The sequence below is a fragment of the Agromyces bracchium genome (assembly GCF_009709675.1).
Lineage (GTDB): Bacteria > Actinomycetota > Actinomycetes > Actinomycetales > Microbacteriaceae > Agromyces > Agromyces bracchium.
On sequence record NZ_WMLB01000019.1, the window covers coordinates 115,850 to 138,267 of the forward strand.

Consider the following 22,418-nt stretch of genomic DNA (forward strand, 5'->3'; position numbering starts at 1 on the left):
CACGGGCATGCGAGCGCGGTCCACCGAGCCCTCCCGATGTGGAGGAGGGCTCGGCCCGGGATGGAACCTAGCCGCGCGTGGCGATGTTGACGAGCTTCGGCGCGCGCACGATCACGTTGACGATCTCGCGCTCGCCCACCGAACGCACGACCGCGGCCGAGGCGCGCGCGAGCGACTCGAGCTCGTCCGCGCCGATCTTGGGCGACACCTCGAGGCGGTCGCGCACCTTGCCGTCGACCTGCACGATGGCCGTGACCGACTCCTCGACGAGGAGCGCCGGGCCGGCCTTGCGCCACACGACGTTCGCGACGGTGGGCTCGTAGCCGAGCCGCTCCCACATGTCCTCCGCTGTGTACGGCGCGAACAGGTCGAGGATCATCGCCGTGACCTCAGCCGCTTCCCGCACGGCCGCGTCACCCGCGCCGGGGCCCGAGTCGATCGCCTTGCGCGTGGCGTTCACGAGCTCCATGAGCCGCGCCACGATAACGTTGAACTTGAACGATTCGGCCAGGCCCGGGGCATCCGCCAGCAGCCGGTGCGTGACGCGGCGCAGCGCCGGGTCGCCCGACTTCCACTCCACGTCGGGGCTCGAGGTGACCTCGCCCGAGATGCGCCACGCGCGTGCGAGGAACTTCGCCGCGCCGACCGGCGACACGTCGGCCCAGTCGATGTCGTCCTCGGGCGGGCCCGCGAACGCCAGCGTGACGCGCAGCGCGTCGGCACCGTGCGCCGACAGCTCGGACGCGAACTCGACCAGGTTGCCCTTGGACTTCGACATCTTCGTGCCGTCCATGATGACCATGCCCTGGTTCAGCAGCGACGTGAACGGCTCGGTGAACCCGAGGTAGCCGAGGTCGAAGAGCACCTTCGTGACGAAGCGCGAGTAGAGCAGGTGCAGGATGGCGTGCTCGACGCCGCCGACGTACTGGTCGACCGGCATCCACTTCTCGGCCTCCGCCGGGTCGAACGCCTTCGCGTCGTCGTTCGGGTTCAGGTAGCGCAGGTAGTACCACGAGCTGTCGACGAACGTGTCCATCGTGTCGGAGTCGCGTCGTGCATCGCGACCGCAGTTCGGGCACGTCACGCGCGACCACTCCTCGGCGGCGCCGAGCGGACTCGCACCCTTGGGGCTGAGGTCGAGCCCCGCGGCATCCGGCAGCCGCACCGGCAGGTCGGCCTCGGGGACCGGCACCTCGCCGCAGTGCTCGCAGTGGATGATCGGGATCGGGGTACCCCAATAGCGCTGGCGCGAGATGAGCCAGTCGCGCAGGCGGAAGTTCTTCGCGGCGCGGCCGACGCCGCGCTCCTCGAGGATCTCGATCGCGCGACGGATCGCGTTGGTCTTGCTCAGGCCGTTCAGCGGGCCCGAGTTCGTCAGCCGGCCCTCGCCCGCGAGGGCGATGCCGGTGCCCGCCGGGTCGAGCGTGGGCAGGTCGTCGAGCGGCAGCGGCACGCCGTGCTCGTCGACCGGGATCACGGGGATGACGCCGGTGACGGCCGCATTCGTGTCGACGACCACGCGGACCGGCAGTTCGAACGCGCGAGCGAAGTCGAGGTCGCGCTGGTCGTGCGCGGGAACCGCCATGATCGCGCCGTGGCCGTAGTCGGCCAGCACGTAGTCGGCGGCCCAGATCGGCAGGCGCTCGCCGTTCAGCGGGTTCGTCGCGTAGCGCTCGAGGAACACGCCGGTCTTCGGCCGGTCCGTCGAGAGGCGGTCGATGTCGCTCTCGGCGCGCACCGACTCCAGGTACTCCGCGAAGCGCGTGCGCACCTCCTCGGATGCGCCGGCCGCGAGTTCCTCGGCCAGCGCCGAGTCAGGGGCGACGACCATGAAGGTCGCACCGTAGAGCGTGTCGGGGCGCGTCGTGAAGACCGTGACCGGCTCGTCGCGGCCCTCGATCGCGAAGTCGACGTCCGCGCCCGACGAGCGGCCGATCCAGTTGCGCTGCATGGTCAGGACCTTGTTCGGCCACTTGCCCTCGAGCTGGTTCAGGTCGTCGAGCAGGCGGTCGGCGTAGTCGGTGACGCGGAAGTACCACTGCGTCAGCGCCTTCTTCGTCACGACGGCGCCGCAGCGCTCGCAGTGGCCGTCGACGACCTGCTCGTTCGCGAGCACGGTCTGGTCGACCGGGCACCAGTTGACCTGGCCGTCCTTGCGGTAGGCGATGCCCTTCTCGTACAGCTTCAGGAACAGCCACTGGTTCCACTTGTAGTACTCGGGGTCGCTCGTGTGGAGCTCGCGCGTCCAGTCGAACGACGGCGCGTACTGCTTGAACGAGCGCTTCTGCTGCTCGATGTTCGCGTAGGTCCACGCCTTCGGGTCGGCGCCGCGCTTGATCGCCGCGTTCTCGGCGGGCAGGCCGAACGAGTCCCACCCGATCGGGTGCAGCACGTCGAAGCCCTGGTGGCGCCAGTACCGTGCGGCGGCGTCGCCGAAGCCGAACGCCTCGGCGTGGCCCATGTGCAGGTCGCCCGACGGGTACGGGAACATGTCGAGGATGTACTTGCGGGGGCGCGTGTTCCCCGGCTGCGCCGCGCGGAACGGCTCGAGCTCCTCCCACACCGGACCCCACTTCGCCTGGATCGCGGCGAAGTCGTAGGTGCCTGCCTCGGCCTGGGTGGTGTCCTGCTCGTGTGCCACGTGACTCTCAATCGTGATGCGCGGGGGTCGGGCGAGTCGCCCGGATGCGGGCGCGCGCGACGGGCGCCCGAGGATCAAGCCTACTCAATGGCCGGAGGGGTGCGTCGGGCGTTCGCGTCGGGCGCAGCGGCCGGGTGCTCGCCGTCGGCGGGCCCTGTCCAGGCACCCGGCGACTCGCCGCCGAGCGCCGCGATGAGCGCCCGCGCCTTGATGCGGGTCTCCTCGACCTCCTCGTCGGGGTCGGAGAGCGCCGTGATCCCGCCGCCCGTGCCGATCGACGCCCCGTCGGGCGTCAGCACGATCGAGCGGATCACCATCGCCAGGTCGGCGGTGCCGTCCACCCCGAGGCATCCGAACGCCCCGGAGTACACCCCGCGCGGACCCCGCTCGAGACCGTGCAGGATCGTCATGGCCGACAGCTTCGGCGCCCCCGTCATCGACCCGGCGGGGAAGGCCGATCGCACGGCGTCGAGGGCGGTGAGCGGATGCCGCAGCCGCGCGGTCACGGTCGAGACGAGCTGGTGCACGTGCGGGTACTCCTCGACCTCGAGCAGGTGCGGCACGCGGACCGTGCCGAGCTCGGCGATGCGCCCGAGGTCGTTTCGCATGAGGTCGACGATCATGAGGTTCTCCGCGCGCTCCTTCTCGCTCGCGTGGAGCTCGGCGCGGAGCGCGGCATCCGTCGCCGGATCGGCCGACCGCGGGCGCGTGCCCTTCATGGGCTTCGTCGCGACCGTGCCGTCGGGCTCGACGAGGAGGAACTGCTCGGGCGATGCGCTGAGGAGGGCCACGTCGTCGATGCGGACGAACCCGCCGTGGTGGCTCGGGCTCGAGGCGCGGAGTGCGAGGTAGGCGGCGACGGGGTCGGGTCGCACGTCGACCTCGACGCGGTTCGTGAGGCACAGCTGGTAGGCGTCGCCGCGCGTGATCGCCGCCTGGCACTCGGCGATCATCTGCCGGTACTCGTCGGGCGAGTGGCGCCAGCGCGTCGGCGCGGCGGTGACCGTCGGTACCGCGGCCGAGACGCGGTCGTCGACGGATGCATCCGCGGACCCGATCGCGTCGATCCGCCGCGTCGTCCGCCGAACCCACTCGTCGGCGTCCGCCGCATCGCGGGCGCCGTCCTCGATCCACTCGAGGCGTACAGTCCGTGCGGCGTGCTCGAAGACGATGACGCGATCGGCGAGGAAGAACGCCGCCTCGGGGGTTCCCGCGTCCGCGGCGGGCACGCCGAGCGTGCGGGCGCCGAACTCGTACCCGAACCAGCCGTGCCACCCGACGGCCGCGCGACTGCCCGCCCGGTCGGGATCGGGCTCGAGACCGCCGACCTCCCGGGCCAGCGCCGCGTACACGGACTCCGGGTCGGCATCGCCGCCCGCCCGCACGACCGGCGCGTCGCCCCGTGCGACCGCGATGACGCTGCGACCGGTCGTCGCGTCGTCGCCGCCGTCGAGCCACGCCACGCGGGACGCGTCCGCCGCGAGGGCGAGGAACACCGACCGCGGATCGCGCCACTCGGGCAGCACCGTGCTGCGGATTCGTCGCGGCATCCCCTCAGCCTAGGGCCGCGCCTGGCCCGCGCGGCACGCAGCGACGGGCGGGTGCTCACGCACCCGCCCGTCGTGTCGTGCGATCAGCGGATCACGGCGTGTACTGGAAGATGTACAACCCGCTGTCGCGGTCGGACGCGAGGATGTACTTCTCGCCGTCGATCTCGTGCACCTCGACGCCCCAGAAGTTGTTGCCGCCCTCCTCGATGTAGTGGCCGACCTCGGTCAGGCCGTCGTCGCGGTCGTACTCCACCACGCGGAAGCCTGCGGCGTAGTACGAGATGTAGGCGAGGTTGGTGTCGGGGTCGGTCGCGACCTCGTGCACCGACAGGTCTCCGTAGCCCGACGCGTACGTGGCGTCCTGGCTCTCGGGGACGTAGTACTGGTCGAGGTCCTCCATGGTCTCGGCGTCGTACAGGTGCACGTAGCCCCAGCCGTCGAACACCGCGCTCACGTCGACCGCCTTGCCGGGGTCGCCCACTGCGAGGGGCACGGCGTAGGGCGTGCCGGTGCCACAGGTGTAGTCACCGGGAACGCCGCCCGTCAGGATCCGGAACCCGTCGGTCCGCGAGGCGAACACGGCCGGGATCCCGGCGTCGACGAGCATCGACACGAGGGCGTCGCAGTTGCCCGCGAGATCCGAGTTGAAGACGATCGCGCCGGCGTAGCCGGCGGCCTCGACGTTCGTCACCTTCTCGGTGAACGAGCAGGTGCCGCGCTCGATGACGGCGACCGTGGCCCCGTCGGGCTTCGGCATCGTCATGCCCGTGCAGGCGAGCCCGACGAAGCGGGTGTCGCCGGCGAGACTCTGCTCGGGCGAGATCTGCGGCACGTCGGAACCCTGGATCGCGGTGAACTCGCCGCCGCCCTCGATCTCGGCCACCACTCGGTACGGATCGAAGTCCTCGTCGGTCGCGATGACGAACTCGCGGTCGTTGGTGAACTCGGCCTGGTGGGCGTTGCCCTCGGGCGTGATGTATTGCGTCTCCTGCGCAGGGTCCGCCTCGGTCACCTCGACACGCACGGGGTCGAACTCGGCGAAGTCCGTGTCATCCATGAAGACGGGGTTGGCCGGATTGTTCACGTTGAGCTTGATGTAGCCGCCGTCCCAGTACGAGAGCAACATCACCATGTCGTCGCCGACCTGCTCGACGACCATGTCGTGGAGGAAGGTCGCGTCGCCGTGCACCTGACCCAGCGGCTGCGCCGATTCGTCGGTCAGGTCGGTTTCGGAGATCAGCTTGGGCCGCGCGGGGTTCGAGATGTCGAAGATGTCGACGTCGGTCGTCTCCTCGTTGTCGACCTGCACCGCGTACGCCTTGTCGCCGTCGGCCCACATTCGCACCGAGTGCACCTCGTTGGACTTCGTCTGCGCGTTGCCCTTGTTCGAGAAGTCGCCCCAGCCCTCGACGAGCTTCACCGGCTCGAGCGGGTTCGTGACGTCGAAGAGCGACATGCCGCCGATGCCCTTCGTCTCGCCCGGGCAGACCTCGTTCTGGAAGGCGAGGACGTCACCCGTGAACTGCGGGGTGTCGATGTGCATGACCTGCGAGCCCTCGCCGCTGAACGTGCCCCGGTGGCTCGGGATCCGGTTGACGAGTTCGGGTGCGGTCGGGTCCGAGATGTCGACGATGTAGACGCCGCCGCGGTCGCAGTCCGGCTCCCAGAACGCGGTGAGGTAGGCGTAGTTCCCGAACGCCGACACGTCGGCGATGCGACCCGGCTCCTCCTCGTCCGCGAAGAGATCGAGATTGCTGATCTTGAGCACGTTGTCCTCGGAGGCCGGCAGGTGGCCTTCCTCCTCGCCGTGCTGCTGGTCGTTCGAGTGGTGACCGTGGGTCTCCTTGCCGGAGTCCAGGACGCCGTCGTCGAACACCGGCTCATCGTGTGCGAGCACCGGTCCGGCGCCGAGCAGGAGTGCTCCTGCAGCGACGATGGCCGTGCCCGCGAGTGTGGCGCTTCGTTTCATGTTGAAGGCTTCTCCTCTGCTGGGAATGCAGTTCGCCCGGGCAGGCGATGTGCCGGAGTCAACCAGAACGGGTGTCCCCGAAACTAGGGGGGTCGGCCGACGACGCAAGATACGTGCGCACGACGCGAGGAATCGTCATTACCGGACGTCGTCGTCCGGTACTTCGGAGACTCGGACGGCGCGGTCGACGGCCCCGGCCGGCGCACCGGTGTGCGAGATCAGGACAACGCTCCGATTGCGTCCGGCCGCCCCGAGGAGGTCGCGGAGCAGCGCGTCGGCCTGCGCCGGGTCGACGCTCGCCGTCGGCTCGTCGAGCACGAGCACCGGGAAGTCGGCGAGCATGGCCCTCGCGAGCGCGATGCGCTGGGCCTGGCCCCCGGAGACGAGGGCGCCGCGCTCGCCGACGCGGGCATCGAGCCCGCCGCGTTCCGCGGCCCACTCCCCGAGGCCGACCCGATCGAGCACGTCGAGCAGCTCCGCGTCGGTCGCGGTGTCGCGCGCGAAGACCAGGTTCTGTCGCAGGTCCTCGTCGAAGAGCCATGGCCGCTGCTCGACGAGCCCGACCGTGCGCCGCACGGCACGCGGATCGAGGTCGCGCGCCTCGACGCCGTCGAGTCGGTACGAGCCGCCGTACTCGAGGAAGCGGACGAGCACGTGCGCGAGCGTCGTCTTGCCCGCACCCGACGGACCGGTGACGAGCAGTCGCTCCCCCGGCTCGAGATCGAGGTCGAGCGGCGCGAGCGAGGGCCGGGCGGATGCCACGGCGCCATCCGTCACGTCGTCGCCCGCGATGGCCGGCCACCGCGCACTCGCACCGCGGAGGCGGATCACGGGAACCGCTCGCGCGGCGGGCGTGCGGTCGTCCGATGCCTCGCCGCCGGCGACGGTCGACCGCGCCGGGATCTCCGCCGGAACCGCCTCCGGGACGGCATCGGCCACCCGGCGCGCACTCGCGCGCACCACCCGGAGCGAACCGACGGCCACCGGGACCGCCGCGGCCACCTCGGCGATCGCGAGCGGAACGAGGCAGAGCACCGCGAACGTCGGTCCGTCGATGCGCCCGCCCTCGAGGAGCGGCTGCGCGGCGCCGAGACTCGCCGCCGCCGCGAAGGCCCCGACGGCGCTCATCGCGGCGGCCGCGAGCCCGACCGCCGACGCACGGGCCCGGGTCGCGCGTTCGAGTCGACGGCCGAGCGACCGGATCCGCTCGCGACCGGCGTCGGCCGCGTCGAACGCGACGAGCACGTCGAGGGCCTGCACGTGCTCGACGATCGCCGCCTGCAGCTCGCCGCGGAGCGGCGCGAGTCGCTCGTCCGCGCGCGCGGCGAGCACCGCCTGCGCGATCACGGCGCCCCCGACACCGAGCACGAGGACCGCGCCGACCGCCACGGCCGCGCCGGGCGCGAGCCACGCGAGCCCCACGAGCGCGGCGGCGAGCACGACGGTCGCGCTCGCGACGGGCTGCACGATCCGGAGCGACACGTTCTGCAGTTCGTCCACGTCGCCCACGAAGCGCGAGAGGAGGTCGCCGCGCCGCGAGGACGCGAGACCGTCGGGCGCGAGCGGGAGCATCCGCTCGAACACCCCGACCCGGATCTCGGCGAGCTGCCGGAACGCCGCGTCGTGGCCGGCGAGCCGCTCCAGGTAGCGGAACACCGCACGCCCGATCGCGAACGCGCGGACCCCGACGACGCCGAGCGAGAGGAACAGGATGGGCGGCTGCTCGGCGGCGCGCGCGATGAGCCACGCGCTGGAGGCGAGCAGCGCGACGCTCGAGAGCCCGGCGAGCACCCCGAGCAGCACCAACGGCAGGAGGCGGCGCACCGGCGGCAAGGCCTGCCGGAGGACGGAACGAGCACGATCAGGCACGGACGACCTCCCTCAGCCGCACGACGCGATCGGCCGCGTCGCCCAGCCCGCCGCGGTGGGTCGTGACGAGCACGATCCGGCCCGACCGCGCGAGTGACCGGAGCGCCACGGCCATCGCCCGTTCCCGCTCGGGATCGAGCGCCGACGTGGGCTCGTCGAGGAGGATGAGCGGGGCATCGGTCGCGAGCGCACGATGGACGGCCCGCGCGACGGCGACGCGTTGCGCCTGACCGCCCGAGAGTCCCGCACCGGACGGCCCGAGGCGCATCGACGCATGGACGTCGACGCCGCCGGCGTCGAGCGCCCGCACGAGCAGGTCCGGATCGGCGTTCTCCGAGCCCAGGCGGATGTTCTCCGCGACCGTGCCCTCCACGAGCTGCGGCGACTGTCCCGCCCAGGCGACCAGCCGGCGCGTCCCGGCGCCGAGCGCGACGCCGTCGAGCGCGAGCTCGCCGGTGCGGTCGGCGAACCCGAGCATCGCGGCGAGCACCGAGGACTTCCCCGAGCCGCTCGCGCCGGTCAGCGCGACGAGCTCGCCGCGCGCGGCATCGAGGGCGAGCGGTGCGCAGACGGGCGCCCCGTCCCGGAGGACGACGAGGTCGCGCACCCGCAGGCCCTGCCCCGCGTCCGCTGCGCTCCGGTCGGCGTCGACGGATGCCGCGGCATCCGCCCGTCGCCCCGACGCGCTGGCCGCGGCGCCCGCAGGCGCGTCGTCGAGCAGGTCGAGCGCATCCCTCGAGGCCTCGAGCCCCGCCGTCGCGGAGTGGAACGCCGCGCCGACGTTCCGCACGGGCAGGAAGACGTCGGGCGCGAGGATCAGCGCGAACAGGCCGGGTGCGAACGCCATGTCGCCGGCGACCAGCCGCAGCCCGATCGAGACCGCGACGAGCGCGACCGAGAGGCTCCCGGCGAGTTCGAGCGTGAACCCCGAGAGGAAGGTCACCCGCAGCACCTTCATGGTGCTCGACCGGTACTCGTCGGTGACCGCTCGGATGCGACGCGCCTGCCGCTCGGCGCGGCCGAACACCATGAGCGTCGAGAGCCCCCCGAGCACTTCGAGGAACCCGCGCGAGAGCGCCTGCAGCCGATCCCACTGGCGGCGCTGCACGACCTCGGTCGCCATGCCGATGAGCGCCATGAAGACCGGGATGAGCGGCAGCACGATGACGAGGATCAGGCCGGAGACCCAGTCCGCGGTCCAGACGGCCACGACGAGCACCGGCGTCGCGATCGCCGTCAGCACGAGCTGCGGGAGGTAGCGCCCGAAGTACTCGTCGAGCGCGTCGAGCCCCGGGCCCAGCAGCGTCGCGGCCCGAGCGGTCGTGACGCCCCGCCGCCCGGTCCGGTCCTCGAGTCGCGTCAGCAGCGCGTCGCGCAGCTCGGCCTTGACGCGCATCGCCCCGGCCGAGCCGAGCCACTCCCAGAGCCATCCCGAGAGCGCGCGAACGGATGCCGCGACCAGCAGCACGAGCGCGATCGTGCTCGCATCGCCCGGCAGCCCGCCCTCGATGAGGCCGACGACGAGGGTCGACAGCGCCCACGCGAACGCGACCGTCGCCCCCGCCTGGAGCAGCGCGAGCGCGCCGCCCGCGGCCATGAATCCGCGTGCGGCGCGCGAGCGCCCGAGCAGCCTCGGATCGAGTGGTCGCACGTCAGTGCGCTGCGGCGTCGATCGTCTGCCGCGTCACGCGCTTGCGGAACACCCAGTAGGTCCAGCCCTGGTAGGCGAGGATCAGCGGCAGGAAGATCAGCGCGGTCCAGCTCATGACCGTCAGCGTGTACGGCGTGCTCGACGCGTTCTCGATCGTGAGGCTGTTCGCGGGGTCGTTCGACGCGGGCATGACGTCGGGGAACAGCGCCGCGAACAGCGCGAACACGGCGGCGCCGATCGTCACGGCCATGAGCGTGAACGCGACCCGCTCGGCTCCGCGGCCGTTCGCGAGCCACGAGCCGACCAGCGCCAGCGCCGCGACCGCCGCCAGGCCCCAGAACCAGGCCGTGCCGTGCGCGAATCCGGTCCACACCAGGAAGGACGCCGCGACCACGATCGTGATGGCCCCGGCCCGCGTCGCGAGGCGCCGTGCGCGCTGCCGGATGTCGCCGTCGGTCTTGAGCGCGACGAACACCACGCCGTGCGTGAAGAACAGCAGCAGCGTCGTGAGCCCGCCGAGCAGGGCGTACGGGTTCAGCAGGTCGAACAGCGTGCCCGTGTAGTTGTGGTCGGCGTCGAGCGGCACCCCCTGCACGATGTTCGCGAACGCGACGCCCCAAAGCAGTGCAGGCACGGCCGAGCCGACGATGATCATCCAGTCGAAGCGCCGCTTCCACGCGTCCTCCGGGCGCTGGTGGCGGTACTCGAACGAGACGCCGCGCGCGATGAGCGCCAGCAGGATGAGCAGCAGCGCGAGGTAGAACCCGGAGAAGAGGGTCGCGTACCACTCGGGGAACGCGGCGAACAGCGCCGCGCCGGCGACGATGACCCAGGTCTCGTTGAGGTCCCACACGGGGCCGATGGTGTTGATGAGGACCCGGCGATCGGTGTCGTCCTTCCCGAGGAAGGGCAGCGACATCCCGACGCCGAAGTCGAAGCCGTCGAGCACGAAGTAGCCGACGAAGAGGAAGGCGACGATCCAGAACCAGAGCACTGCGAGATCCATGTCCGTGTCCTCCTAGTAGACCGTTGCGGTGTGTTCGACCTTGCCCGTCTCCGGGTCGGGCGGGGCGATCTCGGGCGGGCCCTTCCGAACGGCCTGGGCGATGAGCTTCACCTCGACCACGGCGAGGATGCCGTAGATGAGCGTGAACGCGACGAGCGAGATGAGCACGTCGAGGCCCGTGACGTTCGGCGAGACCGCGGATTCCGTGGGCAGGAGGCTGAAGACGATCCACGGCTGCCGCCCCATCTCGGTGAACACCCATCCGACGATCATCGCGGCGAGCGAGAGCGGGAAGCTCCAGACGGCGACGGTCCAGACCCAGCGCTGCTTGGGCATCCGGCCCTTGCGGGTGAGCCACAGCCCGACGAGCGCGACCAGCACGTGCAGCATTCCGAGGCCGATCATCCAGCGGAACGCCCAGTAGGTGACCCAGATGATGGGCGCGTAGTCGCCGGGGCCGTAGAGCTCGGCGTACTGCGCCTGCAGGTCGTTGATGCCCTCGACGCACCCGTCGAGCGAGTGCGTCGAGAGCAGCGAGAGCAGGTACGGGACGCGGATGGAGAACAGCTCGGTGGTGCCGTCCGGCGTTCCGAGCGTGAACAGCGAGAACGAGGCATCCGCCCCGCAGACCGTGTCGTACGTCGCTTCGGCCGCGGCCATCTTCATGGGCTGCGTCGCGACCATCGCGAGGCTCAGCTGGTCGCCGAAGAAGGTCGTGAGCGCACCCGAGATGAGCAGGCCCCACAGGCCGAACTTCAGCGCGGGCCGCATGGTGTCGAGGTGCTGGTTGCGTGCGAGGTGCCACGCGGCGGCGCTGATGATGAGGCCCGAGCTCACCATGAAGCAGGCGGCGATCGTGTGCGGGAACGCGGCCAGGGCGACCGGGTTGGTCAGGAGCGCCCAGATGTCGACGAGTTCCGCCCGCCCGCGCTCGGCGTTCATCTCGTAGCCGACCGGGTTCTGCATGAACGCGTTCGCGGCGATGATGAAGTACGCCGAGAGGATGGTGCCGATCGCCGTCGCCCAGATCGTGGCGAGGTGCAGCTTCTGCGGCAGCCGGTTCCAGCCGAAGATCCAAAGGCCGATGAACGTGGCCTCGAGGAAGAACGCGAGCAGGCCCTCGAGCGCCAGCGGAGCCCCGAACACGTCGCCGACGAAGCGCGAGTACTCCGACCAGTTCATGCCGAACTGGAACTCCTGCACGATGCCGGTCACGACGCCCATCGCGAAGTTGATGAGGAAGATCGTGCCGAAGAACCGCGTGATCCGCAGGTACTCGACCTTTCCGGTGCGCACCCAGGCGGTCTGGAAGATCGCCGCGGAGGTCGCGAGCCCGATCGTGATCGGGACGAAGAGGAAGTGGTAGACCGTGGTGAGACCGAACTGCCACCTGGCGAGCAGGAGCGGATCGAGCAACTCGTTCACGCGGGGGCCCCTTTCATGGGAACGATCGTCGACGCGATTCTTCTACAGAGCGTAGAGCATGTTTTCTACACGACGTAGAACCATTGGGCCCTTGCGCGGTATCCTCGACGTATGGCAGGCCTCGGCGAGTTGGAGCGCTCCGTGATGGAGCAGCTCTGGGTGACCGATTCCGCACTCACGGCGAACGAGGTCCGCGACCGCCTCGCGCTCGCGTCCGAGCCCGGCCGCGCGCCGGCGACGACCACGGTCCTCACCGTGCTCTCCCGCCTCGAGCGGAAGGGCTTCGTCGGGCGCAGCCGCGACACGCGGCCGCATCGCTACAGCGCCCTCCTCTCCCGCGCGGAGCACACGGCCGAGCTCATGCACGAGGTGCTCTCGTCGTCCTCCGACCGCGATGCCGCGCTCGCGCGATTCGTCGGCACCGTGACCGCGGGCGAGGCGAACACGCTGCGCCGCCTGCTCGACGACCTGGTGCGCCACTGACGTGATCGCCGCCTCCGTGGCGCTCGGCGCCCTCGCCCTCGCGCTCGCGTGGCCCGTGCCGGTCGCGCTGTCGCGAGCCGAGTGGCCCGCCCGTTCCCCCGCCACCGCGCTGGCGCTCTGGCAGGGCATCGCGCTCGGCGGCGGCCTCTCGATGATCGGCGCCCTCCTGGCGTTCGGCGCATCGCCGGCGGGTTCGCTCACGGGGGCGGCGACCGCCCTCCTGCCCGTCCTCGTCGCGGGCCCGATCCCCGACGGCTTCGGCGTCGCACACTTGGCCGCCCTCACCCTCGCCGTCGGGCTCGCCGTCCACCTCGCCCTGAACCTCGGGACGACCGCGGTGCGCGCTGAGCGCGCACGCCGCCGCCAGCACCGCCTGATCGACCTGCTCGCGAGTCCCGCGAGCGAACCGACCGGAGCGCGCGTGCTCTCGCACCCCATGCCCGTCGCCTACTGCGTCCCCGGCCTCCGAACGGCGACCGTCGTCACGGAGGGCCTCGTCGACCTCCTCGACGACGACGAGCTCCGGGCGGTCGTCGGCCACGAGCGCGCGCACCTCGACCAGCTCCACCACCTCGTGCTGCTCGCGTTCCGGGCCTGGCACGCGGCGCTGCCCTGGTTCCCGATCGCGAACCGTGCCGAACGATCCGTCGCGACCCTCACGGAGATGCTCGCCGACGACGCGCCCCGACGCCGAGTCGGCGTCGAGCCGCTGCGCACGGCCCTGCTGAGGGTCGGGAGCTCGGGAGCGACGGCGGCCTACGCCGATGCGCCCGTCGACGCGGTCGACCCCGACGAGCGGGTGCTCGAACGCCGGCTGGCGCGCCTCGAGGCCGACCTGCGCCCGCTCGACGCCTCCGCGCGCAACGCGAACTGGCTGCTCGCGACGGGGATCGTCGCCGTCCCGGTGTGCGTGCTCGCGGCGATCGCATTCTGATCGACTTCACTGCCGCAGCCCATAGGCTCTGAGACGTGAACGAGCTGCTCGACGGCATCCTCGCGACGGTGCAGGGCGTCGACCCGGTCGTCCGGACACTGCTCGCCGGCCTCGGCATCATGCTCGAGACGTCGGTGCTGATCGGCCTCATCGTCCCGGGCGACACGATCGTCATCGTCGCCGCGACGGGCGTCGAGGGCCCGGTCGAGTTCGTCGCGCTCGCCGTCGCCGTCATCGTCGGCGCGCTCATCGGCGAGAGCATCGGCTTCGCCCTCGGCCGTTGGTTCGGTCCGCACATCCAGCACTCGCGACTCGGCCGCCGCATCGGCGAGCACAACTGGCACCGAGCGCAGCGCTACCTCGCGCGGCGCGGCGGACCCGCGGTCTTCATCTCGCGGTTCCTCCCGGTCCTGCACTCGCTCGTGCCGCTCACTGTGGGCATGAGCGACATGACCTACCGGCGGTTCATGGCCTGGACCACGCCCGCGTGCATCATCTGGTCGTTCGCGTACGTCGGCGTCGGGTCGGCGGCCGCGGGCGGCTATCGGGAGCTCAGCGACAACCTGCACTGGGCCGGGTACCTCTTCGTCGGCATCATCATCCTGTTCCTCGTCCTCGCGTGGCTCGGCAAGAAGCTCCTCCTCCGCCTCGAGGCACGCCACATGACGGATGCCGCCGCGCCGGCCGCGCACCCCGCGGTCCCGCCGCACATCTCGCCCGCCGACACCACGAAGGGGCCGGCCGCCGGAGCGGCCGACCCCTCACGCGAGGACACGGTCCCCTAGAACAGCGACTGCTCCGCGAGCCAGTCGCTCGCGATCTGCTCCGCGGACTGCTGCTCGTTGACGCTCAGCGCGTTGAGGGCCACGAGGTCCTCGGCGGTGAGCGCGGCGCTGACGGTGTCGATGATCTCGGCGATCTCGTCCGTCACCTTCTCGCTGACGACCGGCACCACGTTCGACGCGAGGAAGAGCCCCTCCGGGTCCTCGAGCGTGACCAGGTCGTTCGCGGCGATGTTCGGGTCGGCGCTGTAGATGTTCACCATCTGCACCTGGTCGTCGACGAGCGCCTTCAGCGTGAGCGGCCCGCCGCTGTCCTCGATCGGCGTGAACGCGACGTCGACGCCGTACACCGACTGCAGCCCCTCGGGGCCGTACGGACGCGTCTCGAGCTCGGAGTTGCCGCCGAGCGTGATCGACGCGTCGACGCCGGCCAGGTCGGCGAGGCTCGTGACGCCGTACTCGTCGGAGAACGCCTGCGTGACGTTGTACGAGTCCTGGTCGGTCGCCGGGGACTGCTCGAGCACGCGCAGCCCGTCGGGCAGCGAGGTCGAGAGCTCCTCGTACACGTCGTCGCTCGTCGTGGCCGTCGTGTCGGGCACGTAGTACTGGAGGAGGTTGCCGGTGTACTCGGGGAACACGTCGATCGCGCCCGACTCGATCTCGGGGATGTACACCTCGCGCTGGCCGATCCGGAACTGCCGGTCGACCGTGTAGCCGTTCTCCTCGAGCGCCTGGGCGTAGAGCTCGGCGATGATCTCGTTCGAGTAGTAGTCCTGCGAACCCACGACGATGGTCTCGCCCGTGGCCTCGCCGTCACCCGATCCGCTGTCGAGCGGATCGCCCGATGCACACCCTGCCAGGGCCACTGTCGCCCCGACCGCGACCGCTGCGAGCGCAACGAGCCGGCCTTTTCCTGCTGTGATCATTCCTGATTCCCTTCGGTGTTGGGTCGCCCCACGACCGTTCGCGGCCGGGTCGGCCGGGAACGGAGCTCTGCGGTCCGCGTCGCACGGACGCCGGCGGGGACGACGACGCGCTGCGTGAGCGCGAAGCATCCGTCGATGACCAGGGCGAGGAGGATCACGAGGATCGACCCGCCCAGCATCTCGCCGTAGTCACGGGTCTTGAGCCCGGTGAAGATGAAGCGGCCGAGCCCTTCGTCGGCGATGTAGGCCGCGAGGGTCGCCGTGGCGATGATCTGGAGCGTCGCCGAGCGGATGCCGCCGACGACGATCGGCATGCCGAGTGGGAGCTCGACCTTGCCGACGACCTGCAGCTCGCGCATGCCCATCGCCCGCGCGGCGTCGATCGTGCGCCGGTCGACGGACTCGAATCCGGCGTAGGCGCCGGCCAGCAGCGGCGGGATCGCGAGGATCACGAGCGAGATGACGGGTGCCGCGAGGCCGATCCCGATCCAGATGCCGAACAGGGTCAGCACGCCGAGCGTCGGCAGGGCTCGGAGTCCCCCGGAGATCATCACCGCGGGCTCGCGACCGCGCCCGGAGTGGCCGACGAGCGCGCCGATCGGCAGCGCGATGGCGGAGGCGATGACGAGCACCACGCCCGAGACCCAGAGGTGCTCGGCGATCCGCTGCGGGATGCTGCCGGGCCCGGTCCAGTTCGCGGGGTCGGCCAGCCAGGCGAAGGCGTCGAGGAAGAGGTTCACGCGGTCTCCTCCCGGACGCGTCGCGCCGCAGCCGCCCGGCCGTTCGACGCCCCGCGACGGGTCCATGGCATCAGGAGGCGACCGAGCATCACGCTGAGCGCGTCGAGCCCGAGGGCGAGCACGATCGTGGCGACGATGCCGGTGATGATCTCGACCTGGATGCCGCGCTGGAAGCCGTCGGTGAAGAGGCTCCCGAGGCTCTGGACCCCGATGACCGCGCCGACGGTGGCGAGGCTCACGGTGCTCACGATCACGACGCGGAGCCCCGACAGCAGCACCGGTCCGGCGAGCGGCAGCTCGACGCCCCAGAACCTGCCGGTCGCCGAGTAGCCGACGGCGGTCGCCGACTGCCGGATGTCGCGCTCGACGGAATCGAACGCGTCGGCCGACGTGCGGACGATCACCGCGATGCCGTACAGCGTGAGCGCGATGACGAGGTTCACCGGCGAACGGAGGCTGAGGCCCGTGAAGGCCGGCAGGGCGATGAACAGCGCGAGCGACGGGATCGCGTAGAGGAGCCCGCAGATGGACAGCAGCACTCCCCTCGACCACCGGTAGCGGTGGGCGAGCCAGCCGATCGGCACCGAGATCACGAAGCTCAGTATGATCGCCGGCACCGACAACGCGAGGTGGACGAGCATGAGCTCGCCGACGAGGTCGAGGTTCGACCACAGCCAGTTCACGAGGCCAGGACTCCCGCCGCGCGGCCGTCCGCGTCGACGACGACCCGACGCCCGTCGACCTCGGTCACGTGCAGCGCCCGCTTGCCGCGGTCGGCGCCCACGAAGTCGGCGACGAACGCGTCGGCGGGGTGCGCGAGGATCTCCGCAGGCGACGCGGCCTGCGAGATCAGGCCGCCCTGCTGCATGATCACCACCTGATCGCCGAGCAGGAACGCCTCGTCGATGTCGTGCGTGACGAAGACGACCGTCTTGCCGAGCTCCTCCTGGAGCCGGAGGAGCTCCTGCTGCAGCTCGGCCCGCACGATGGGGTCCACGGCGCCGAAGGGCTCGTCCATCAGCAGGATGTTCGGGTCGACCGCGAGGCCCCGGGCGACGCCCACGCGCTGCTGCTGGCCCCCCGAGAGCTGGGCGGGGTACTTGTCGGCGAGCGATCGGTCGAGTCCGACGGTGTCGAGCAGTTCCAGCGCGTGCGCGTGCGCCGCGCGGCGCGACTCGCCGCGGAGCAGGGGCACCGTCGCGACATTGTCGATCACCTTCCGGTGCGGCAGCAGCCCGGAGTTCTGCATGACGTAGCCGATGCCGCGACGGAGCTTCACCGGATCGACGGTCGCGACATCCGTGCCGTCGATGAGCACCTGCCCGGAGGTCGGGTCGACCATCCGGTTGATCATCCGGAGGAGCGTGGTCTTGCCCGACCCCGACGACCCGACGAGGACCGTCGTCTTCCGGGGCGGGATGACGATGTCCACATCGTGCACGGCGACCGTGCCGTCGGGGAACTGCTTCGTGACGCCGCGGAACTCGATCATGCTGCCTCTCCGTCGGTCCATGCGCCGACCGGCGCCGCAGCTCCCAGCCAAACACCTCGGCCGCGGCGGAGCAACGGGGGGCGCGCCGGTTCGCCGCGGATGCTCAGGCGGCGGGCGCGGCGGCGAGCTGGTCGGCGAGGTGCCGTCCGAGGTAGTCGCGCACGACGCGGTGCGCCTCGTCGAGGTACCGTGCGTCACCGGCGGCGTCGCGGACGAAGGCCCGGTGGATGAGCGTCGCGCCGATCTCGAGCGCGATGCCGAGCCGCAGGCGCACCTCGGCGTCGTCGATCACCCCGAAGTCGTGCTCGAGGAGCCGTGCGACGCGGTGCGCGATCTCGGGCTCGCCGTCGAGTTCCGACGCCTCGCGGGGGGCGGCGTAGACCACGGCGAAACCCGGCTCGTCGCGATAGAGATCGGCGCACACGTCGAGCGCCAGGTCGATCACGTCCCACCAGGCGGCGAGCTCGGCTCCGTCGACCGCCTCGGCCAGCCGCTCGCGGAAGCGTCGGACGCTCCGCTCGCGGAGGGCGTGGAGGACGGCGACACGGTCGGGGAAGTACCGGTACACGGTGCCGATCGAGGCACCGGCGCGCTCGGCGACCATCTGCGTGGTCAGTCGCTCGAATCCGAGTTCGTCGACGATCTCGGCGGCGGCGTCCAGCAGCGCGTCGAGTCGCTGGGAGCTGCGTCGCTGCGTGGGCTCGGTTCGCACTGAGCGCCTCCGCCCGTGATCGGCCCCCAGGATCAGGTCGATGTTCGGCACGGGTCCTCCTTGTTCGCCGGACCACTCTACCCGTGTCCGGGCGGAAGTCCCGCCTTCGGGGGGCGGCGGGTTTGGCTTCGGTGCGCGGGTCCATGAAAGACTGGCGTGATGCCGGTGAGTTCCCCCGACCCGGCCGGTCCCCGGCGTCGGCCGGCCCGGCACGGTGCCGCGCGCGCCGAGGACTGGATCCACGACGTCCGCGAGCGGTGGGCACGGAGCCGGGGCCACGTCCCCACGGTGGTGCCGTACACCGGCTACGGCTCGACGGAATGGGTGCGCGTGTTCTGCCGCGTGCTGCTGTCGAAGCCGATCCGGCCCGACGACACGTCCAAGCGCCGTCGGCAGCGGCGCGAGCAGGGGATCCGCGGCTGGCGGAGCTTCACCAGCGTGCCGGTCGGCGACGTGCCGGTGACCATCGAGGTCGGCGGCGAGCGGATCGAAGTCCTCGCCGATCGCGGCGGCGTCGTCGACACCAAGATCCCGGTTCGTCTCGAGCCGGGATGGAACCACGTGGTGCTCCACACGCACGGCGCCGAGCCGGTCGATGCGCCCATCCGGGTCGTCGGTCCCGACGTCGACTTCGGCATCATCTCCGATGTCGACGACACCGTGATGGTCACCGCGCTCCCCCGCCCGTTCGTGGCGGCGTGGAACACGTTCGTCCTCGACGAGCACGCGCGCAGCCCGACGCCTGGCATGGCGGTGCTCTACGAGCGCCTGGCACGCCGTCATCCGGGCTCCCCGGTGATCTACCTCTCGACCGGCGCATGGAACGTCGCGCCCACGCTCACCCGGTTCCTCTCGCGCAATCTCTACCCCGCCGGACCGCTGCTGCTCACCGACTGGGGGCCGACCCACGATCGGTGGTTCCGCAGCGGGCGCGAGCACAAGAGCGACAACCTCGATCGCCTCGCCGAGGAGTTCCCGAACGTCCGCTGGCTGATGATCGGCGACGACGGCCAGCACGACGAGGAGCTCTACGCGGCCTTCGCACGGAATCACCCGGACAACGTCGCGGCGATCGCGATCCGCGAGCTCTCCCCCGGCGAGGCCGTCCTCGCGGGCGGTCGCACGAAGTCGGAGCAGCACGGCGCCGAGGTGCCGTGGGTCTCCGCGAGCGACGGCGCGACCCTCGCCGACCGGCTCTCCGACGTCGGGATGCTCTGAGGACGCGCCGACGCGCGAATCACTCCGCGGTCGGCCCGGCCGACCCGTTCGCCCCCGCGATCGGGTCCGCGCCCGGTCCGGCGCGGTTCAGGCGACGGATGCCGCGGCGCGACGCTCGCGACGGATCCGCTCGAGCCCACGGTTGACCTCGCGCGCCCACAGCGGTCCGCGGTAGATGAACCCGGTGTACCCCTGGACGAGCGTCGCACCCGCGTCGAGCCGCTCCTGCACGTCCTCCGCGGTCTCGATGCCGCCCACCGAGACGACGCAGAGATCGGCCGGCACCTGCTCGCGGATGAGCTTCAGCACCACGAGCGAGCGCGCGGCCAGCGGCGCACCGGACAGCCCGCCGGCTCCGATCGCCTCGACCTCGGCGGCCGGCGTGACGAGCCCGGCACGCGAGATCGTGGTGTTCGTGGCGATGATGCCGTCGAGGCCGAGCCGGACGACGAGTTCGCAAATGCGCACGACCTCCGCGTCCTCGAGGTCGGGCGCGATCTTCACGAGGAGCGGCGTCCGGCCCGCCGCCGCGCGGACGGCCTCGAGCAGGGGCGCGAGCGCGTCGAGTTCCTGCAGGCCGCGCAGGCCCGGCGTGTTCGGCGAGCTGACGTTCACGACGAGGTAGTCGGCGTGCGGCGCGAGCACCTTCGTGCTTCGCACATAGTCCTCGGTCGCGTTCTCGACCGGCGTCACCCGGCTCTTGCCGATGTTGACGCCGAGCACGGGACGGTGCCGACGGCGCGACAGACGCGAGACCCGGCCGGCCGCGGCATCCGCACCGCCGTTGTTGAAGCCCATGCGGTTGACCAACGCACGGTCAACCACCAGGCGGAACAGCCGCGGGCGCTCGTTGCCCGGCTGCGCGAGTGCGGTGATCGTGCCGACCTCGACGTGGCCGAAGCCGAGGTTGCCGAGGCCGACCACTGCGAGTGCGTCCTTGTCGAAGCCCGCGGCGACGCCGAACGGTGACGGGAAGCGCAGGCCGAGCGCCTCGACCGCGAGCGCAGGTGCAGGGCCGGTCGCGCGCTCCACGAGCCGGCCGACCCCGAAGGTCGGGAGCGCACGGATGACGCGGAACGCGAGGTGGTGGGCGCGCTCGGGGTCCATGCGCGAGAAGCCGAGGGAGAAGAGGAGTCGATACATGCCTGGTTCAGGCTACCGGAGCGGTCTCGGGCCGCCCGACGCCCGTCACTCGGCCGGCCTGGCCGGGAGCCGGCCGTGCTCCTCGCGGAGCGCCTCGATCGCCGTCTCGAAGTCGTCGAGCGACTCGAACGCCTGGTACACGCTCGCGAAGCGCAGGTAGGCGACCTCGTCGAGTTCGCGGAGCGGCGGCAGGATGGCCAGGCCGATGTCGTTCGCCTCGATCTGCGAGGCGCCCGTCGACCGGATGGTCTCCTCGACCTTCTGCGCGAGCACCGCGAGGTCGGAATCGGTCACGGGCCGCCCCTGGCAGGCCTTCTTGACGCCCAGCACGACCTTCTCGCGGCTGAACGGCTCGATCACGCCCGATCGCTTGATGACCGCGAGGCTCGCGGTCTCGGTCGTCGAGAAACGACGACCGCACTCGGGGCACTGGCGACGGCGGCGGATGGAGAGTCCGTCGTCGCTCGTGCGGGAGTCGATGACGCGCGAATCCGGGTGGCGGCAGAACGGGCAGTACATGGTGCTCCCAGCGTAGCGTCGGGATCAGCGGCGCTCGCCGAAGCGGGCGGTGACCGCCTCGCCGTGCGCCGGGAGGTCCTCCTCCTCGGACAGCGTCGCGATGACGGGTGCGACCGCGCGCAACGCGGCCTCGTCGTACCGGACCACCTGCTGCGGGCGCAGGAACGTCGCCGCCGAGAGCCCTGCGGCGTACCGCGACTGACCGCCCGTCGGCAGGACGTGGTTCGAACCCGCCGCGTAGTCGCCGAGGCTGACCGGCGAGTACGGGCCGATGAAGATCGCCCCCGCGTTCTCGATGCGGGCGAGCACGGCGTCGGCGTCGCGAACCTGGATCTCGAGGTGCTCGGCGCCGAACGCGTTCGCGAAGTCGGCCGCCTGCACGAGGTCGTCGACGAGCACGACCGCCGACTGCACGCCCTCGAGCGCGGCGCGGATCCGCGCGGAGTGACGGGTCTCGGTCGCGCGGACGACGAGTCGTTCGGCGACGCGCTCGGCGAACTCGACCGAGTCCGTCACGAGCACGGCGGCGGCGAGTTCGTCGTGCTCGGCCTGGCTGACGAGGTCGGATGCCACGAAGTCGGCGTCGGCCGCCTCGTCGGCGATCACGAGGATGTCGGTCGGTCCGGCCTCGGCGTCGATGCCCGTGACGCCCTGCACGACGCGCTTCGCGGCCGCGACGAAGACGTTGCCCGGTCCGGTGACCCGCTGCACGGGCTCGAGGCCGAGGTCGGGCACGCCGTGGGCGAACGCGCCGATGGCGCCCGCGCCGCCCATCGCGTACACCTCGTCGATGCCGAGGAGACCGGCGACCCCCGCGATCGTCGGGTGGATCCGCCCGCCGTGGGCCGCCTGGGCGGGCGAGGCGAGGGCGATCGAGCGCACGCCCGCGACCTGGGCGGGCACGACGTTCATCACGACGCTCGACGGGTAGACGGCCTTGCCGCCGGGGACGTAGAGCCCCACGCGGCCGACCGGCTGCCACCGCTGCTCGACCACGGCGCCCGATGCGAGCACCGTGCGCTCGGGGGCGGGAACCTGCGCGGCGCTCGCGGCGCGCACGCGCTCGATGGTGGACTCGACGGCGCGACGCACGTCGGGCCGCAGCGCATCGCGCGCGGCCGCGAGTTCGCCGTGCGCGACGCGCACGGCCGGCGGCCGCACGTGGTCGAACCGCTCGGCCTGGTCGAGCAGCGCCGCCTGCCCCCGTGCGCGCACGTCGTCGATGAGTGCCCGGGCGGGCTCGAGCGCGGCGGCGACATCGGTCGCCGCGCGCGGGACGAGCGCGAGCAGTTCGGACGGGGTCGGACGGGTGCCGCGGAGGTCGATCGTGCGTAGCATGGCCCGCTCAGCCTAGCGAG

General features: G+C 71.6%; 19 protein-coding genes. 4 read left to right on the forward strand and 15 right to left on the reverse strand.

All coding sequences use genetic code 11. The features are described from left to right. Positions 1-67: 67 nt before the first annotated feature. The 7 genes from leuS to GJ743_RS07865 form a co-directional block, all read right to left on the reverse strand. Positions 68-2,641 carry a leucine--tRNA ligase gene (gene leuS, locus GJ743_RS07835; RefSeq protein WP_328288928.1) on the reverse strand — a complete coding sequence of 858 codons (2,574 nt, stop codon included), beginning with the start codon at positions 2,639-2,641 and terminating at the stop codon, positions 68-70. A gap of 80 nt (positions 2,642-2,721) precedes the next feature. Next, positions 2,722-4,191, reverse strand: coding sequence for an aminodeoxychorismate synthase component I (pabB, locus tag GJ743_RS07840; RefSeq protein WP_155051333.1), 1,470 nt, complete (start codon positions 4,189-4,191; stop codon positions 2,722-2,724). A gap of 91 nt (positions 4,192-4,282) precedes the next feature. Continuing rightward, positions 4,283-6,160, reverse strand: a complete 1,878-nt coding sequence (locus GJ743_RS07845) for a PA domain-containing protein (protein ID WP_155051334.1) — start codon at positions 6,158-6,160, stop codon at positions 4,283-4,285. A 138-nt stretch (positions 6,161-6,298) separates the two neighbouring features. Continuing rightward, positions 6,299-8,029 carry a thiol reductant ABC exporter subunit CydC gene (cydC, locus tag GJ743_RS07850; RefSeq protein WP_328288929.1) on the reverse strand — a complete coding sequence of 577 codons (1,731 nt, stop codon included), beginning with the start codon at positions 8,027-8,029 and terminating at the stop codon, positions 6,299-6,301. Then, entirely contained in the window at positions 8,022-9,680 is a 1,659-nt protein-coding gene (gene cydD, locus GJ743_RS07855; protein WP_328288930.1) for a thiol reductant ABC exporter subunit CydD, read from the reverse strand. The genes cydC and cydD overlap by 8 nt, the downstream gene beginning before the upstream one ends. Before the next feature lies 1 nt (position 9,681). Then, entirely contained in the window at positions 9,682-10,686 is a 1,005-nt protein-coding gene (gene cydB, locus GJ743_RS07860) for a cytochrome d ubiquinol oxidase subunit II (protein WP_155051335.1), read from the reverse strand. Between the two features lie 12 nt (positions 10,687-10,698). Continuing rightward, entirely contained in the window at positions 10,699-12,111 is a 1,413-nt protein-coding gene (locus tag GJ743_RS07865) for a cytochrome ubiquinol oxidase subunit I (protein ID WP_328288931.1), read from the reverse strand. Positions 12,112-12,222: 111 nt separating this feature from the next. On the opposite strand from GJ743_RS07865, the gene GJ743_RS07870 reads away from it, so the two are divergent. The 3 genes from GJ743_RS07870 to GJ743_RS07880 are packed head-to-tail and all read left to right on the forward strand — an operon-like array spanning position 12,223 to position 14,313. Next, positions 12,223-12,594, forward strand: a complete 372-nt coding sequence (locus GJ743_RS07870; RefSeq protein ID WP_155051336.1) for a BlaI/MecI/CopY family transcriptional regulator — start codon at positions 12,223-12,225, stop codon at positions 12,592-12,594. Between the two features lies 1 nt (position 12,595). Beyond that, entirely contained in the window at positions 12,596-13,528 is a 933-nt protein-coding gene (locus GJ743_RS07875; RefSeq protein WP_155051337.1) for a M56 family metallopeptidase, read from the forward strand. 35 nt (positions 13,529-13,563) lie between these two features. Beyond that, positions 13,564-14,313 carry a DedA family protein gene (locus GJ743_RS07880; RefSeq protein WP_328288932.1) on the forward strand — a complete coding sequence of 250 codons (750 nt, stop codon included), beginning with the start codon at positions 13,564-13,566 and terminating at the stop codon, positions 14,311-14,313. On the opposite strand, the gene GJ743_RS07885 is transcribed toward GJ743_RS07880, so the two are convergent. From GJ743_RS07885 to GJ743_RS07905, 5 genes are all read right to left on the reverse strand, one after another. Continuing rightward, entirely contained in the window at positions 14,310-15,236 is a 927-nt protein-coding gene (locus GJ743_RS07885) for an ABC transporter substrate-binding protein (protein WP_155051338.1), read from the reverse strand. The two genes, GJ743_RS07880 and GJ743_RS07885, sit on opposite strands and share 4 nt — an antisense overlap. Continuing rightward, the gene (locus GJ743_RS07890) at positions 15,233-15,976 is read right to left on the reverse strand and encodes an ABC transporter permease (protein WP_328288933.1); all 744 of its coding nucleotides are present in this window, start codon (positions 15,974-15,976) and stop codon (positions 15,233-15,235) included. Before GJ743_RS07890 ends, GJ743_RS07885 begins: the two co-directional genes overlap by 4 nt. Continuing rightward, a complete protein-coding gene (locus GJ743_RS07895; RefSeq protein WP_328288934.1) occupies positions 15,973-16,659 on the reverse strand; it encodes an ABC transporter permease in 687 nt (228 codons plus the stop codon). Before GJ743_RS07895 ends, GJ743_RS07890 begins: the two co-directional genes overlap by 4 nt. Next, complete coding sequence (locus GJ743_RS07900; protein WP_155051340.1) at positions 16,656-17,468, reverse strand: ABC transporter ATP-binding protein; 813 nt, start codon at positions 17,466-17,468, stop codon at positions 16,656-16,658. The genes GJ743_RS07895 and GJ743_RS07900 overlap by 4 nt, the downstream gene beginning before the upstream one ends. 103 nt (positions 17,469-17,571) lie before the next feature. Beyond that, positions 17,572-18,180 carry a TetR/AcrR family transcriptional regulator gene (locus GJ743_RS07905; RefSeq protein ID WP_328288935.1) on the reverse strand — a complete coding sequence of 203 codons (609 nt, stop codon included), beginning with the start codon at positions 18,178-18,180 and terminating at the stop codon, positions 17,572-17,574. 159 nt (positions 18,181-18,339) lie between these two features. On the opposite strand from GJ743_RS07905, the gene GJ743_RS07910 reads away from it, so the two are divergent. Then, positions 18,340-19,398, forward strand: a complete 1,059-nt coding sequence (locus GJ743_RS07910) for an App1 family protein (RefSeq protein WP_155051341.1) — start codon at positions 18,340-18,342, stop codon at positions 19,396-19,398. An 87-nt stretch (positions 19,399-19,485) separates the two neighbouring features. Here GJ743_RS07910 and GJ743_RS07915 read toward each other — a convergent pair whose 3' ends face one another. Genes GJ743_RS07915 through hisD form a run of 3 tightly spaced genes read right to left on the reverse strand, consistent with a single transcriptional unit; the run spans position 19,486 to position 22,398 of the window. Further along, the gene (locus GJ743_RS07915; protein ID WP_155051342.1) at positions 19,486-20,541 is read right to left on the reverse strand and encodes a quinone-dependent dihydroorotate dehydrogenase; all 1,056 of its coding nucleotides are present in this window, start codon (positions 20,539-20,541) and stop codon (positions 19,486-19,488) included. A 45-nt stretch (positions 20,542-20,586) separates the two neighbouring features. After that, positions 20,587-21,060, reverse strand: coding sequence for a transcriptional regulator NrdR (gene nrdR, locus GJ743_RS07920; protein ID WP_155051343.1), 474 nt, complete (start codon positions 21,058-21,060; stop codon positions 20,587-20,589). 24 nt (positions 21,061-21,084) lie between these two features. After that, on the reverse strand, positions 21,085-22,398 hold the full coding sequence (gene hisD / locus GJ743_RS07925) for a histidinol dehydrogenase (RefSeq protein ID WP_155051344.1): 1,314 nt from the start codon (positions 22,396-22,398) through the stop codon (positions 21,085-21,087). Positions 22,399-22,418: the final 20 nt, after the last annotated feature.

What these genes read in the sequence shown, in the direction of transcription:
- cydB (WP_155051335.1), bottom strand. Translation starts at nt 10,686, where the DNA reads ATGGATCTCGCAGTGCTCTGGTTCTGGATCGTCGCCTTCCTCTTCGTC.
- pabB (WP_155051333.1), bottom strand. Translation starts at nt 4,191, where the DNA reads ATGCCGCGACGAATCCGCAGCACGGTGCTGCCCGAGTGGCGCGATCCG.
- GJ743_RS07915 (WP_155051342.1), bottom strand. Translation starts at nt 20,541, where the DNA reads ATGTATCGACTCCTCTTCTCCCTCGGCTTCTCGCGCATGGACCCCGAG.
- nrdR (WP_155051343.1), bottom strand. Translation starts at nt 21,060, where the DNA reads ATGTACTGCCCGTTCTGCCGCCACCCGGATTCGCGCGTCATCGACTCC.
- hisD (WP_155051344.1), bottom strand. Translation starts at nt 22,398, where the DNA reads ATGCTACGCACGATCGACCTCCGCGGCACCCGTCCGACCCCGTCCGAA.
- GJ743_RS07885 (WP_155051338.1), bottom strand. Translation starts at nt 15,236, where the DNA reads ATGATCACAGCAGGAAAAGGCCGGCTCGTTGCGCTCGCAGCGGTCGCG.
- GJ743_RS07900 (WP_155051340.1), bottom strand. Translation starts at nt 17,468, where the DNA reads ATGATCGAGTTCCGCGGCGTCACGAAGCAGTTCCCCGACGGCACGGTC.
- GJ743_RS07910 (WP_155051341.1), top strand. Translation starts at nt 18,340, where the DNA reads ATGCCGGTGAGTTCCCCCGACCCGGCCGGTCCCCGGCGTCGGCCGGCC.
- GJ743_RS07870 (WP_155051336.1), top strand. Translation starts at nt 12,223, where the DNA reads ATGGCAGGCCTCGGCGAGTTGGAGCGCTCCGTGATGGAGCAGCTCTGG.
- GJ743_RS07845 (WP_155051334.1), bottom strand. Translation starts at nt 6,160, where the DNA reads ATGAAACGAAGCGCCACACTCGCGGGCACGGCCATCGTCGCTGCAGGA.